The organism is Tenacibaculum maritimum NCIMB 2154, assembly GCF_900119795.1.
Taxonomy (GTDB): domain Bacteria; phylum Bacteroidota; class Bacteroidia; order Flavobacteriales; family Flavobacteriaceae; genus Polaribacter; species Polaribacter maritimus.
In genome coordinates, this window is record NZ_LT634361.1 from 2829578 (window position 1) to 2844189 (window position 14612).

Consider the following 14612-nt stretch of genomic DNA (forward strand, 5'->3'; position numbering starts at 1 on the left):
TATAAGTATCATAAAATGTCAGATATTACTATAAAAATAACCGACAGAAAAGGTGTAATGCATGAACTAATTGCTCCGACTGATATGGCAATGAATCTAATGGAGGTTGTTCGTTCCTACGAGTTGGCTGAAGAAGGCACTATAGGTATTTGTGGAGGCATGGCAATGTGTGCTTCTTGTCAATGCTATATAAAATCTGATCATCAATTGCCTGAAATGACACCAGATGAAGACATGATGCTAGCAGAAGCATTTTATGTAGCAGAGAATAGCCGATTAGGATGTCAAATCCAAATAACACCTCCGTTAGATGGTCTAGAGGTAGAATTAGCACCAGAAACATAATGAACAATAGCATAGAAAAAAATATTTTAAAGAATTATAATATCTGTTTAAAAGATACTGTTGAAACTTTTACAAAAAGCTTATTCTATTCACTATTTGATGAAGAATACAAACTACTGAATCAAAAAAGCATAGAGGAAAAATTCTTTAAAATAGCAAGTAGATTATCCATTCCAGACGCGCAAGAAATATGGAATAACTACCGAGATCGTTTTATAAGGATCAGGGAAAAATTAGACCTAGACGCTATCGCTTTTGAACAAAATGATCCTGCCTGCAAAAGTTTAGAAGAAGTATATTTGGCTTATCCCGGATTTCATGCTATAGCTGTATATCGGTTAAGTCACGAATTGGTTAAATTAAATGTTCGTATTTTACCCAGAATGATGAGTGAATATATTCACGGAGTAACAGGCACTGATATTCATCCAGGAGCCACTATTGGACGCTCTTTTTTTATAGATCATGCAACAGGAATTGTGATCGGTGAAACAACCACAATTAAACATAATGTAAAAATATACCAAGGAGTCACTCTAGGAGGCATTCAAGTTAAAAAAGAGCTTGCAGCTACTAAAAGGCATCCTACTATTGAAAACAATGTAACGATTTATGCAAATGCTACCATTTTAGGAGGAGACGTTATTATTGGCAAAAACAGCATTATTGGAGCAAACGTTTGTATTACCTCCTCTATTCCTGAAAATGCATTAGTTACTTATCAATCAGAAAACAAAATTATTTTAAAAAAAACACACAATGAAGACTAAAAAGATAACCGATTTTGTAGGAAATACTCCACTTATAGAAGTTAGTAATGTTATACATAAAAAAGACGTACGCTTATTATTAAAATTAGAAGGCAATAACCCTGGCGGAAGCGTAAAAGATAGAGCTGCCTATAATATGATCTTTCAAGCTCTAAACAGAAGGAATATTAAAAAAGGAGATCATTTAATTGAAGCTACAAGTGGAAACACAGGCATTGCGCTTGCTTTCATTTCAAATATTCTTGGTTTAAAAATGACACTAGTAATGCCTGAAAATGCTACCGAAGAGCGTATTAAAACGATGAAGGCTTATGGAGCCGAAGTTCTTTTAACTCCTAAGGAAGAAGGTATTGAAGGAGCAAGAGACTTAGCGCAACGCATTCGCTATAAGAAAGGTTACTTTATGCTCAATCAATTTGAAAACAATGATAATTGGAAAGCACATTACAAAACAACAGGTCCTGAAATATGGAAGGATACCGAAGGAGAGGTAACCCACTTTGTTTCGGCCATGGGAACTACTGGAACTATTATGGGCGTATCTACGTATTTAAAAGAACAAAATCCAAACATAAAAATTATAGGAGCTCAACCTACTGACGGCTCTAAAATACCAGGTATTCGAAAATGGTCTAAAGAATATCTCCCAAAAATATTTGATCGCTCTAAAGTAGATGAAATCATTGAAGTGAGCGAAAATCAAGCGCGCAATATGACTCGAAAACTAGCCAGTCAAGAAGGAGTTTTTGGAGGAATGAGCAGCGGTGGTGCAGTACACGTTGCTTTAGAGGTAGCTCATAAAATAGAAAAAGGCGTTATTGTTGCAATTATTTGTGATATAGGAGACCGATACTTATCATCCAATTTATATAATTACTAAAAACTTATGCAAAATTCAAAAAAAGTTTGTTTATTTGCACCATAATAGTTCATTAACTTTATAAGTGTTATCAAGAAAGGTGGAGGGATTAGACCCTATGAAACCTTAGCAACCCTTTGTTTATTTATACAAAGAAGGTGCTACATTCTACCGCATTATATTGCGGAGAGATAACGAAAAGATTTTTTCTCTCTCTTTTCCTGATAACATCATACTTAAATATCAGGAAAATGCCCAACATTTATCAAGAAATACAAAAACGAATTCTCGTACTCGATGGAGCTATGGGAACTATGCTTCAAGAATATAAATTTACTGAAGATGATTTTCGTGGAAAACGTTTTAAAAACTATCCAATACCTTTAAAAGGTAATAACGATTTACTGTCAATTACTCAGCCTGAAGCAGTAAAAGAGGTACACCGTAAATATTTTATCGCTGGTGCAGATATTGTTGAAACCAATACATTTTCTGGAACAACCATTGCCATGGCTGATTATCAAATGGAAGATTTGGTATATGAATTAAATTATCAGTCTGCTAAAATAGCGAAACAAGTTGCCCAAGAGTTTACTAAAAACACTCCTAGTAAACCTCGATTTGTAGCTGGAGCCATGGGCCCCACAAATAGAACGGCAAGTATGTCTCCTGATGTAAACGACCCTGGCTATCGAGCAATTACTTTTAATGAACTTCGCATAGCATACAAACAACAAGCAGAAGCTTTACTTGATGGTGGAGCTGATATACTATTGGTTGAAACAGTATTTGACACCTTAAATGCCAAAGCTGCTCTATTCGCTATCGAAGAAGTCAAACAAGAGCGGAATATTACAGTTCCTATCATGGTTTCTGGAACGATCACAGACGCTTCTGGAAGAACTCTTTCTGGACAAACTGCGGAAGCTTTTCTGATTTCTGTTTCTCATATCCCTCTATTATCCGTCGGGTTTAATTGCGCTTTAGGAGCCAACTTGCTACAGCCTCACTTAGAAGCAATTGCTTCTAAAACAAATTTTGCAATTTCTGCACACCCAAATGCAGGACTACCAAACGCTTTTGGTGAATATGATGAAACTCCTGAAGAAACTGCATTGCAAATAGAAGAGTATCTAAAAAAGAATTTAATTAATATTATTGGAGGTTGCTGCGGAACAACCCCTAACCATATTAAAGCAATCTCCCAAATAGCTTCAAAATACAAACCAAGAGAAACGTTTGATCAAACGCACTAATATCATAAAATGAATCAACAACAAAAATACATGCAACTATCAGGCTTAGAACCATTAATTATTTCTCCTGATAGCAACTTTATCAATGTAGGTGAGCGTACAAATGTGGCTGGATCTCGTAAATTCCTAAGATTGATTAAAGAAGAAAAATTTGATGAAGCTCTTGCTATTGCTCGTCATCAAGTAGATGGAGGAGCTCAAATTATTGATGTCAATATGGACGATGGTCTTATTGATGGGAAACAAGCCATGGTTCGGTTTCTTAACTTAATTGCATCTGAACCAGACATCTGCCGAGTTCCTATTATGATTGACAGCTCCAAATGGGAAATCATAGAAGCAGGGTTGCAAGTCGTACAAGGAAAATGCATTGTTAATTCAATCAGCTTAAAAGAAGGCGAGGAAAAATTTGTTTGGGAGGCTACCCAAATTAAACGGTATGGTGCCGCTGTTATTGTAATGGCTTTTGATGAAATTGGACAGGCAGATAATTACAATAGAAGAATAGCAATTGCAAAACGTTCTTATCGCATATTAGTTGACAAAGTTGGATTCCCTTCTGAGGATATCATTTTCGATCTCAATATATTTCCTGTAGCTACGGGTATGGAAGAGCACCGAAAAAACGCCATTGACTTTATTGAAGCAACTCGCTGGGTTCGAAAACACCTACCCAATGTTAGTGTTAGCGGAGGAGTTAGTAATGTTTCTTTTTCATTCAGAGGAAATAACACCGTACGTGAAGCAATGCATTCCGTATTCTTATACTATGCCATACAAGCAGGAATGAACATTGGAATTGTAAACCCTGCAATGTTAGAAGTTTACGATGACATTCCTAAGAACTTATTAACCTATATTGAAGATGTTATATTAGATAAACGAGAAGATGCTACCGAGCGCTTGCTAGATTTTGCTGAGACTATAAAAGGAAATAAAAAAGAAAGTAATGACAAAGTACTTGCTTGGAGAACACTGCCTTTACAAGAAAGAATTACTCATGCCTTGGTAAGAGGAATCGATGCCTTTATTATAGAAGATACTGAAGAGGCTAGATTAAAATCTGAACGTCCTTTACAAGTTATTGAAGGGCACTTAATGACCGGTATGAATGTTGTTGGTGACTTATTCGGAGAAGGTAAAATGTTTTTACCTCAAGTAGTAAAATCTGCCCGAGTTATGAAAAAAGCTGTTGCTTATTTAAACCCTTTTATTGAGGCAGAAAAAGGCGAAAAACAAAAAGCTATTGGAAAAATATTAATGGCAACTGTGAAAGGAGATGTTCATGATATTGGTAAAAATATAGTGGCTGTCGTTTTAGGTTGCAACAATTATGAAATTGTTGATTTAGGGGTTATGGTGCCTCCTGAAAAAATTATTGAAACTGCTAAAAAAGAAAATGTTGATGCTATTGGCTTAAGCGGATTAATTACTCCTTCATTAGATGAAATGGTGTATTTAGCTAAGGAAATGGAAAGAGAGCAACTCCAAATTCCTTTATTAATTGGTGGTGCAACAACCTCCAAAGCACATACTGCTGTGAAAATAGACACCCAATATAAAAATGCAGTAGTTCATGTTAATGACGCTTCTAGAGCTGTTACTATTGTAGGAGACTTATTAAATAAAAAAACCAAAAATGCATATACTATTAAACTTAAAAAAGATTATGAAGAATTTCGTAATAAGTTCTTAAAAAGAGGGAAATCTAAAGCTTATATTTCTTTAAAAGAAGCTCGTAATCGGAAGTTTAAAATTAATTGGAATACCACAAATATTACAAAACCTAAAGAACTTGGTATCCAAACACTAGAACAACTCAGTTTAAAAGAATTAGTACCTTTTATAGATTGGTCTCCTTTTTTCAGATCGTGGGACTTACATGGAAAATTTCCTAATATCTTAACAGATGAAGTTGTAGGAAAAGAAGCTAGTAGTTTGTATAAAGATGCCCAAAAAATGCTTTATAAAATCATTTCAAAACAACTATTTAAGGCTAAAGGTATTTTTGGGCTTTTTGAAGCAAATACAATTAATGATGACGATATTTCTATTCAAAAAAAAGGAAAAGAAATAGCTGTTTTCAGAACACTTCGTCAACAATTAAAAAAGCGAGAGGACAAACCTAGCTTTGCTTTAGCTGATTTTATTGCTCCTAAAAAAACAGGTAAAACTGATTATATGGGAGCTTTTTGTACTGCTATTTTTGGAGCCGATGAATTAGCTGAAAAATACAAACATAATCAGGATGATTATAACGCTATAATGGTACAAGCTTTAGCGGATCGCTTCGCAGAAGCTTTTGCAGAATATTTACATTATAAAATACGCGTCAAGCACTGGGGATATGGAACGAATGAAAACTTAACTAATGATGACTTAATAAAGGAAAACTATATAGGCATTCGCCCTGCTCCTGGCTACCCAGCTTGCCCAGATCATTTAGAAAAAGAAACGATATGGCAATTATTAAGTGTCGAGCAACGAATTGGAGTTAGCTTAACAGAGAGCTTAGCCATGTGGCCAGCTGCTGCTGTTTCAGGCTACTATTTTGCTAACGAAGAAGCTAAATACTTTGGATTAGGAAAAATAACTGACGATCAGGTAAAAGATTTTTCCGCAAGAAAAAACATCACTTTAGAAAAGTCCAGAAAATGGCTACACCCAACAATTGCTGATAACTAAACCTATATTATGAAAGTAACAGATCACATAAAAAAAGCCAATGGAAAAACACTTTTTTCTTTTGAAATAGTTCCTCCTGTAAAAGGCAAAAACATTCAAGAATTATATCAAAACATAGACCCTCTAATGGAGTTTTCGCCTCCTTTTATAGATGTAACTACTTCTAGAGAAGAATATATTTACATTAAAAAGAAAGAACTTTTTGATAGAAAAACTACAAGAATGCGGCCCGGTACCTTAGGCATTTGCGCTGCCATTAAACATAAATACGACGTAGATACCATCCCTCATGTTTTATGCGGAGGGTTCACCAAAGAAGAAACCGAATATTTATTAGTGGATTGCCACTATTTAGGTATTGATAATGTGATGGCACTCCGAGGAGATGCAATGAATCATCAAAAATATTTTGAAGCCACCCACGGAGGTCATTTGTACGCTAAAAACTTAGTAGATCAGATTCAAAATTTAAATCAAGGAAAGTACCTTCATGGCATTACTGAAGCTGATCACAAATCTGATTTCTGTATTGGTGTTGCTGGCTATCCCGAAAAGCACATTGAAGCTCCTTCTCTGAACTCCGATTTAAAAAGGCTAAAGGAAAAAGTTGATGCAGGAGCTAATTATGTTGTTACTCAGATGTTTTTTGACAATAAAAAATATTTTAATTTTATATCTGCCGCTAAAAAAGCAGGTATCAATATCCCTATTATTCCAGGTATAAAGCCTATTGCCGTAAAAAGGCATTTACAATTACTTCCCCAAGTCTTCAAAATTGATCTTCCTGAAACATTAATTGATGCAGTTGAGAAATGTAAAAACAATAAGGAAGTAAGACAAATTGGCATAGAATGGGCTATTCATCAATCTAAAGAGCTCTTAAAATCTAATGTTCCTGTACTCCACTATTATTCTATGGGAAAATCCACAAACATCAAAGCAATTGCCAAGGAAATTTTTTAATAATTATCTATTTTCAATAAAAGGTTTGTTCAATATGCTCATTTACAGAGAAAACATTAATAAAGTGTAAGGATAAACACCCTCAATAGACTGATAAAGAAAAGTAATTTTTATACAATTGTTTTGGCAAAATATTTGATTACTTTTGTAGAATTAACACGAATAACAATTTAAATTAAAAATAAAATGGCATTAGAAATTACAGATGCAACATTTGAAGAAGTAGTATTAAAATCGGACAAGCCTGTTTTAGTTGATTTCTGGGCAGCTTGGTGTGGACCATGTAGAATGGTTGGACCTATCGTTGATGAGATTCATACAGAGTATGAAGGAAAAGCAATTGTTGGTAAAGTTGATGTAGATGCTAATCAAGAATTTGCAGCAAAATATGGAGTTAGAAACATCCCTACTGTTTTAGTTTTTAAAAACGGAGAAGTTGTAGATAAGCAAGTGGGTGTAGCTCCTAAAAATGTGTACACTGGTAAAATTGATGCTGTTCTATAAGAACAACATCCCTTAAAAATAAAAAGGTTTGACATAAAGTCAAACTTTTTTATTTTTAGACCTCCTCTTAAAATGAAAACTATTTCCTTTTTATTTTCTTTTTTACCTCCTTTTTTGTTTATTTTAAGCTGCATAAAATATAGTCTAAAATAATATGGAAATGATCAATCTATCTGATACGAAAACTTCTGAAATAAAAAATCTTGATTTACTTGCTAAACAAGTAGTAGAAGGCTTTATTACGGGAATACATAAAAGTCCTTTTCATGGTTTTTCAGTAGAATTTTCTGAACACAAGTTATACAATAAAGGGGAGAGTACACGCCATATTGATTGGAAATTATTTGCTAAAACAGAAAAACTTTATACTAAAAAATACGAAGAAGAAACGAACCTTAGGTGTCATATTATTATAGACAATTCTGCTTCAATGCACTACCCTATTATTAAAAAGCAAACAATCAACAACTTAAATAAAGTTGGCTTTTCAGCTATTGCTTCCGCTTCTTTAATGGAGATTTTAAAACGCCAACGAGACGCTGTTGGGCTTAGTATTTATTCAGACAAATATGAATACTATTCACCTGAAAAAGGTAGTGATCGACATAGAAAAATGATCTTAGATCAATTACAACAATTATTAATTTCGACAACAACAACCAATACCACAGATACTTATACCTATTTGCATGAAATTGCAGAAAAAATTCATAGACGCTCTCTTATCTTCCTTTTTACAGATATGTTTCAGACTTCTAAAAGAAAAGAAGAACTTTTTGAAGCATTACGACATTTAAAATTCAATAAACATGAAGTTGTTTTATTCCACACCTATGATGAGAAAACAGAATTCAACTTTAATTTTGATGCCGCTCCTAAAAAATTTATAGATGTAGAAACCAAAGCCGAAATTAATTTATACACACAACACATACAAGAACAGTACACTTCGTTAGTATCAAAATACTTTAACGAACTGAAAACGAAATGCCTTCAATACAAAATAAATTACGTTCCTATAGATATCAAAAGAGGGTTCAACGAAGTTTTAACCACTTATCTAGTAAGTAGAAAAAAAATATTGTAAAAAAATTTGCCAGAAACGAAAAAGCTTCTTATATTTGCAACCGCTTACAGCAACGGTTTGGTAGTTCAGCTGGTTAGAATACATGCCTGTCACGCATGGGGTCGCGGGTTCGAGTCCCGTCCAGACCGCAAAAGCTTCTCTTTTCTAGAGGAGCTTTTTTTATTTATACTAATTTCTGAATTGTGCTCTAAATGCTTTTATCTTTGCATTGAAAGATTCTACGGAAGCGTTTGTGCTTCGGTTGTCAAAATAGTTGCGTATAGATTGATAATTTAAACTAATAGAGTTAGCTACAATATTAAAAGCTTTTAATTCTGATTCCTCTACCTCTTTAATCCAATGTGCTAGCTTGGTGTAGGCTATATCCTTGGTTATAGTTTTGTTATTAAACAGATTTTTGAGTTTTTGACAGACCCTGTATTCCTTTTTAATATCAGGGTAGTTTTCAAATAATATTTTAGCTCTTTGCTGTTGTTTTGGTGTCCAATCACTTTTGGATTTATATAATAAATATTTACTCCTTGCTAATAATCGTTTTAAAGTATCTCCATTAGTAAAAGCTTTAGTAGCGTACGCTTTGTTATTTTTTTAGCTTCTTTTATTTGGTTGTTTTCTTGGTCTATGGCTTCCCAACGATGTTTTTACAGGACTATTATCGAAATAATTAAGCATTGTATTGTTTACATTGTAAATAGTATAGCAACAATAGGAACTCAACCTCACAAACCAATACTACCAACCATACATTCATTCACTTCATCTAATCAAAAAATTACAATCACAAAAACCTCCTTATCTTAGAAATCAAACAAATATCTAAAAAAATATAATTAACCAATTCCCTTTTAATTCTCTTCCCCTTTTATAGAAAGAAAAGCTCCAAAATAAATTATTGGAGCTTTTTTCATTTATTTTCAAAAAATCTTTGAATATCTAAAATATAGTTATATACTTATACACGCTTACAGCAACGGTTTGGTAGTTCAGCTGTTTTGCGTTTGTAAAGTAGTTTATAAAAGGAAACTAATACCATGCAAATCCTTTGCTAAGTTTATACGAGAACGTTATGGGCAATTAAAGACTAATCATAAAAATTACATTATGGAATTAAACCTAATGTTTTGGCAAATAATTAACCTTATAGGTTTTGCTACAATTATTATTTTATTAATTTGGATAATCAAAAAAATTAAAAGAAAATGAAAAAAATACTAATAGCAATATTATGGGTGTCTGCAATTACATCTTGTACAAACGAACCTATTTTAACCGAAGAGAGTTTAAGAAATGAGCTAGGATTTGAACAACAGGTTTTATCAAGTGAATTGAGCACAAAAATAGCAGAGAATACCCCTGAAATTCATTTTAAATCAATTGAAGAAGCTAAACAATTTTTGAGTGGAATTGAAAATTTTTCAGAAACTAATGTTAATTTCTATGATGAATTAAATGGTCTACTTCTTCGAGGTAAATTAATTAACAATTCAAGAAATTTAAAACTCAATTCGAGTGAGTTACAAATGAGATGCCCTCCTCCAGTTTTTCAAGAGTTTATTCCTTGTGAAGAAAACGGAGATGGAGGATGTGGAAATGGTAACATAATGTTATCAACTGGAAATATGTCTTTCAATCTTCAGCTCAACGTTGGATTCAATTACAACAGTAATAGTAGTGGTACAAGTGCAAGTAACTTGAATTCGCATATGAGTGGATTCACTCTTGGTTTAAGTTATGACCATATTTCATCCAGTCATAATGTATCAGGTAACACAATTAATTTTACCGTTAACGGTGTAATAAATTATAATATTTTTGTTGAGGGAATTGGAACTGTTTACAAACAAAATGTAAGACTACAAGGGAGTTATAATCCTTGCACGGGAAGTGGTTCTATTAGGAGGACAGGACCTCTTCCAATTTTGAATTAAATTAAAAGCCCATAACAATAGTAACCGTTGCACAAGCCTATAATTTTACGAAAATAGATATAAAACCAAACCCTTTTTAGAGCTTTTGTTTTTTAGGAGACCTTCAAAAACTAAAATAGAATGAGCTCAAAACCAACCGCTGTTTGTTTTTAAAGACATTTGTATTGAATAAAATCAAAAATGATACTCTATGGTCACTTTGTACCTTTTTTGTTATAAAATTTAAGTACTTCTTTAGGTTATAAGCGATGGCAGCCATATGCATTACCTTATTTGCTTGTATTAAACCAATAGTATTTATTTTTCATAACCCCATGAACTGGGTTAGTGTTCCAAATTTATTAGGTAGTCCAATTTCTCTTGGTAGATTTTCTTGCCTTACATAAACTAAGATAAACAATTATTCAATATCTTCGACTTGTGCAACAGGCACAATGGATATAATTAATACGGGTTTTGGTGCTTAATCCAAAAGTTAGTGTATTTTTATAATGTACGCCAAATCTTTTGATTTGGCTTTAGAATAGAAAAGATAAAACAAAATAAAAAGTTAACTACTTTTAATTACCGTACTAACCATAGCCAAGACGGTTATCGTTTTGTTATTAAACAGATTTTTGAGTTTTTGACAGATCCTGTATTCCTTTTTAACATCAGGATAGTTTTCAAATAATATTTTAGCTCTTTGTTGTTGTTTTGGTATCCAATCACTTTTGGATTTATATAATAAATATCTACTCCTTGCTAATAATTGTTTTAAAGTATTTCCATTAGTAAAAGTTTTAGTAGCGTACGCTTTGTTATTTTTTTAGCTTCTTTTATTTGGTTGTTTTCTTGGCCTATGGCTTCCCAACGATGTTTTTACAGGACTATTATCGAAATAATTAAGCATTGTATTGTTTACATTGTAAATAGTATAGCAACAATAGGAACTCAACCTCACAAACCAATACTACCCAACCATACATTCATTCATTTCATCTAATCAAAAAATTGCAATCACAAAAACCTCCTTATCTTAGAAATCAAACAAACACCTAAAAAAATATAATTAACCAATCCCCTTTTAATTCTCTTCCCCTTTTATAGAAAGAAAAGCTCCAAAATAAATTATTGGAGCTTTTTTCATTTATTTTCAAAAAATCTTTGAATATCTAAAATATAGTTATATATTTGCACCCGCTTACAGCAACGGTTTGGTAGTTCAGCTGGTTAGAATACATGCCTGTCACGCATGGGGTCGCGGGTTCGAGTCCCGTCCAGACCGCAAAAAGCTTCTCAATATTGGGAAGCTTTTTTTATTTGTATTATTTTTACCTTCAATTATCAACCTTACTCATTTATAAATGACCCAAGATCTAGAACTTCATTATGGCTACCTTTTTGAAAAAGAGCTTTTAGAAAAAATAAAACAATGTGGATCTTTTAAAAAGATCCCCTCAGGCTCTTTATTAATTGACATCAACAGCGATATAAAAAGTATGCCCTTAATTCTTGATGGAGCTATTAAAATCTTAAGAGAAGATGGTAAGGGAAATGAGCTTATTATTTACTATATAGAGCAGGGAGACACTTGTACCATGACACTATCATGCTGTATGAATCATAAAAAAAGTAAAATTAGAGCCATTACTGAAACTGATACTAAATTAATAATGATTCCTATCGAAAAAATGTCAGAATGGATGAGTGAATATAAAAGCTGGCAAAACTTTATCTTACAAAGCTACCATGACAAGATGCAAGAAATGCTAGAAGCCATTGATACCATTGCTTTTTTTAATATGGATGAGCGCCTACTAAAATACCTTAAAAATAAAGCTATTGTAAATCATAATGCTACTATACACACTACCCATCAAGAAATAGCGAATGACTTACATACTTCAAGAGTTGTTATTTCAAGAGTTTTAAAATCTTTGGAAAATAAAAAAAAGATAACCCTCCATCGAAACTATATCCAACTCATAGCAATATAACTTACCTTAGCAAAAAACTACCCCATTTCTAATCAAAAATATTTTTTCAGGTTTTTAAGAGAAAAATTTGTTTACTTGATTTTAATTTTTAGATTTGCTTAGTATAATACTAATAACAATACTAATGTTACAAAATATTTGGCAAGGTTTTTATTTTTTCTTTTATTTTTATAATAAGAGGCGAGACTTTGTACAATATTTTTAATTGATAAATAATATAACTATAAAGTCTCGAAATATCGAGGCTTTTTTTTTGCATAAAAAAATGAAGAAAATAGCTATTCAAGGCATACAAGGTTCAAATCACCATATCGTAGCTCGAAATTTCTACGGAAAAGACATCTTAATTAACGAATGTCTTTCTTTCGACCTATTAATAGATAGCTTATTATCTAAAAAAAGTACGCAAGCTGTAATGGCTATCGAAAATACTATTGCTGGTTCCATTATTCCTAACTACGCATTAATAGACACACACGATTTGTATATATCTGGTGAATATTACCTCCCTATCCATCACCATTTAATGGCGCTTTCAAACCAAAAAATTGAAGATATTACAGAAGTATGCTCGCATCCGATGGCGTTACTACAATGTAAGAACTTTTTTAAACAATATAAACACATCAAATTAATTGAAGATGTGGATACCTCTGCCGTAGCTAAAAGAATCCAAGAAAAACAAATAGTAGGGATGGCTGCTATTGCCCCTAAAATAGCCGCGGATATTTTTAATTTGGAAATTCTCGAAGATGAAATCCAAACGATAAAAGAAAATGCAACTCGATTTGTTATTTTACAAACCGACAAACCGACAAACCCTATTGATAAAATCAATAAAGCATCCTTAAAATTTGAATTGGATCATAAGAGAGGAAGCCTAGCTGCTATTTTGAATGTAATGAGCGATTGTAAATTAAATTTAACCAAAATACAATCTCTTCCCAAAATAGAAACCCCTTGGAAATACTCTTTTTTTGTTGATGTTACTTTTAACGATTACAACGATTACGCTAAAGCTAAATCAATTATAGCAATAATGGCATTAGATTTTAAAATTTTAGGAGAATATAAAAACGGAAGATCATGATACAATACGCAAACCGTTTACAAACTGTACAAGAATACTATTTCTCTAAAAAACTTAAAGAAGTACAAGCCTTAATCAAAGCAGGAAAATCAATTATAAACATAGGAATTGGAAGCCCTGATTTGGCTCCTCCTTCTTCTGTTATTACAGCAATTCAAAACAGCTTAACCGAAGAGGGCGCTCATAAGTATCAAAGCTACCAAGGAATTCCTGAATTTAGAGAAGCAGTCAGTAACTTTTATCAAAAAAAATATCAAGTACCCATAAATTCTGAAAATGAGGTACTTCCTTTAATGGGGAGCAAAGAAGGAATCATGCATATTTCTTTAGCTTTCTTGAATGAAGGGGATGAAGTTTTAATCCCAAATCCTGGTTACCCAACTTATAGTTCTGTAACCAATTTAGTAGGAGCAAATACCATTCCTTATGAACTAGACGAAAACAATGATTATCAACCAAATTTTAAAGAATTAGAGCTATTAGATTTATCTAAGGTCAAATTAATGTGGGTCAATTACCCTCATATGCCAACAGGAGCTAAAGCTTTAAAAGAAAGTTATCAAAAACTCATTGCTTTTGGCATAAAGCATCAGATTATTATTATTAATGACAATCCGTATAGTTTTATCCTAAATGAAACCCCTCAAAGCATCTTGCAATTTGAAGGTGCTAAAAACATAGCACTAGAACTAAATTCTTTAAGTAAATCATTTAACATTGCAGGCTGGAGAGTAGGAATGTTACTAGGAAAACAACAATTTCTAAATGAAATACTGAAGGTAAAAACACAAATGGACTCTGGAATGTTTTATGGTATTCAAAAAGGAGCTATTGCTGCTATGACACTAGAAAATGATTGGTTTATTGAGCAAAATAATATCTACAGGAATAGACAGCAATTAATTTTTGAACTAGCTGAAAAAATAGGTTGTAACGTAAATAAAAATGCTACAGGAATGTTTGTTTGGGCAAAACTACCCGATTACAAAACAGCAGAAACCACTGTAGATGAGCTACTATATGAAAAAGGAATTTTTATTGCTCCTGGTACCATATTTGGGTCAAAAGGAGAAGGCTATATACGTTTTTCCTTATGCATCTCAGAAGAAAAAATAAAAGAAGCAATTGATAGAATTTAAAGAAAAA

At 32.6% G+C, this 14612-nt stretch carries 12 protein-coding genes, 2 tRNA genes, 2 pseudogenes and 1 riboswitch; of the genes and pseudogenes, 14 read left to right on the forward strand and 2 right to left on the reverse strand.

Translation table 11 applies throughout. The features are described 5' to 3' along the window. Positions 1 to 15 precede the first annotated feature (15 nt). From MARIT_RS12540 to MARIT_RS12580, 9 genes are all read left to right on the forward strand, one after another. On the forward strand, positions 16 to 345 hold the full coding sequence (locus MARIT_RS12540; RefSeq protein ID WP_024741282.1) for a 2Fe-2S iron-sulfur cluster-binding family protein: 330 nt from the start codon (positions 16 to 18) through the stop codon (positions 343 to 345). Next, positions 345 to 1115: a serine O-acetyltransferase EpsC gene (epsC, locus tag MARIT_RS12545; RefSeq protein ID WP_100211684.1), complete on the forward strand. Its 771-nt coding sequence runs from the start codon at positions 345 to 347 to the stop codon at positions 1113 to 1115. Before MARIT_RS12540 ends, epsC begins: the two co-directional genes overlap by 1 nt. Then, positions 1105 to 1995, forward strand: coding sequence for a cysteine synthase CysM (cysM, locus tag MARIT_RS12550; protein WP_100211685.1), 891 nt, complete (start codon positions 1105 to 1107; stop codon positions 1993 to 1995). Before epsC ends, cysM begins: the two co-directional genes overlap by 11 nt. A gap of 64 nt (positions 1996 to 2059) precedes the next feature. Next, positions 2060 to 2172, forward strand: a riboswitch (SAM riboswitch). Between the two features lie 53 nt (positions 2173 to 2225). Next, positions 2226 to 3230, forward strand: coding sequence for a homocysteine S-methyltransferase family protein (locus MARIT_RS12555; RefSeq protein ID WP_100211686.1), 1005 nt, complete (start codon positions 2226 to 2228; stop codon positions 3228 to 3230). Between the two features lie 9 nt (positions 3231 to 3239). Then, positions 3240 to 5915 (forward strand): methionine synthase, encoded by a 2676-nt coding sequence (gene metH / locus MARIT_RS12560; RefSeq protein ID WP_100211687.1) that lies wholly within the window; start codon positions 3240 to 3242, stop codon positions 5913 to 5915. A gap of 9 nt (positions 5916 to 5924) precedes the next feature. Beyond that, the gene (gene metF / locus MARIT_RS12565) at positions 5925 to 6878 is read left to right on the forward strand and encodes a methylenetetrahydrofolate reductase [NAD(P)H] (protein ID WP_024741277.1); all 954 of its coding nucleotides are present in this window, start codon (positions 5925 to 5927) and stop codon (positions 6876 to 6878) included. Positions 6879 to 7064: 186 nt separating this feature from the next. Then, positions 7065 to 7382 (forward strand): thioredoxin, encoded by a 318-nt coding sequence (gene trxA, locus MARIT_RS12570; RefSeq protein WP_024741276.1) that lies wholly within the window; start codon positions 7065 to 7067, stop codon positions 7380 to 7382. Positions 7383 to 7542: 160 nt separating this feature from the next. Further along, complete coding sequence (locus tag MARIT_RS12575) at positions 7543 to 8469, forward strand: DUF58 domain-containing protein (protein ID WP_174683270.1); 927 nt, start codon at positions 7543 to 7545, stop codon at positions 8467 to 8469. Between the two features lie 54 nt (positions 8470 to 8523). After that, positions 8524 to 8597: transfer RNA gene (locus MARIT_RS12580), tRNA-Asp, on the forward strand. 40 nt (positions 8598 to 8637) lie between these two features. Here the strand turns inward: MARIT_RS12580 and MARIT_RS12585 are convergent. Next, positions 8638 to 8952 (reverse strand): annotated as a pseudogene (locus tag MARIT_RS12585) (transposase); the annotation flags it as partial. A 716-nt stretch (positions 8953 to 9668) separates the two neighbouring features. Here MARIT_RS12585 and MARIT_RS12590 point away from each other — a divergent pair. Continuing rightward, positions 9669 to 10397 carry a hypothetical protein gene (locus MARIT_RS12590; RefSeq protein WP_024742599.1) on the forward strand — a complete coding sequence of 243 codons (729 nt, stop codon included), beginning with the start codon at positions 9669 to 9671 and terminating at the stop codon, positions 10395 to 10397. 550 nt (positions 10398 to 10947) lie between these two features. Here the strand turns inward: MARIT_RS12590 and MARIT_RS16195 are convergent. After that, positions 10948 to 11148: pseudogene (locus MARIT_RS16195) on the reverse strand (transposase); the annotation flags it as partial. A 442-nt stretch (positions 11149 to 11590) separates the two neighbouring features. Here MARIT_RS16195 and MARIT_RS12605 point away from each other — a divergent pair. The 4 genes from MARIT_RS12605 to MARIT_RS12620 all read left to right on the forward strand — a co-directional run bounded on the left by MARIT_RS12605 (position 11591) and on the right by MARIT_RS12620 (position 14605). Then, positions 11591 to 11664 (forward strand) — tRNA-Asp (locus MARIT_RS12605). A gap of 79 nt (positions 11665 to 11743) precedes the next feature. After that, complete coding sequence (locus MARIT_RS12610; protein ID WP_024742203.1) at positions 11744 to 12376, forward strand: Crp/Fnr family transcriptional regulator; 633 nt, start codon at positions 11744 to 11746, stop codon at positions 12374 to 12376. 265 nt (positions 12377 to 12641) lie between these two features. Further along, positions 12642 to 13466, forward strand: a complete 825-nt coding sequence (locus MARIT_RS12615; protein ID WP_024742202.1) for a prephenate dehydratase — start codon at positions 12642 to 12644, stop codon at positions 13464 to 13466. Next, positions 13463 to 14605, forward strand: coding sequence for a pyridoxal phosphate-dependent aminotransferase (locus tag MARIT_RS12620; RefSeq protein WP_100211688.1), 1143 nt, complete (start codon positions 13463 to 13465; stop codon positions 14603 to 14605). The genes MARIT_RS12615 and MARIT_RS12620 overlap by 4 nt, the downstream gene beginning before the upstream one ends. Positions 14606 to 14612 lie beyond the last annotated feature (7 nt).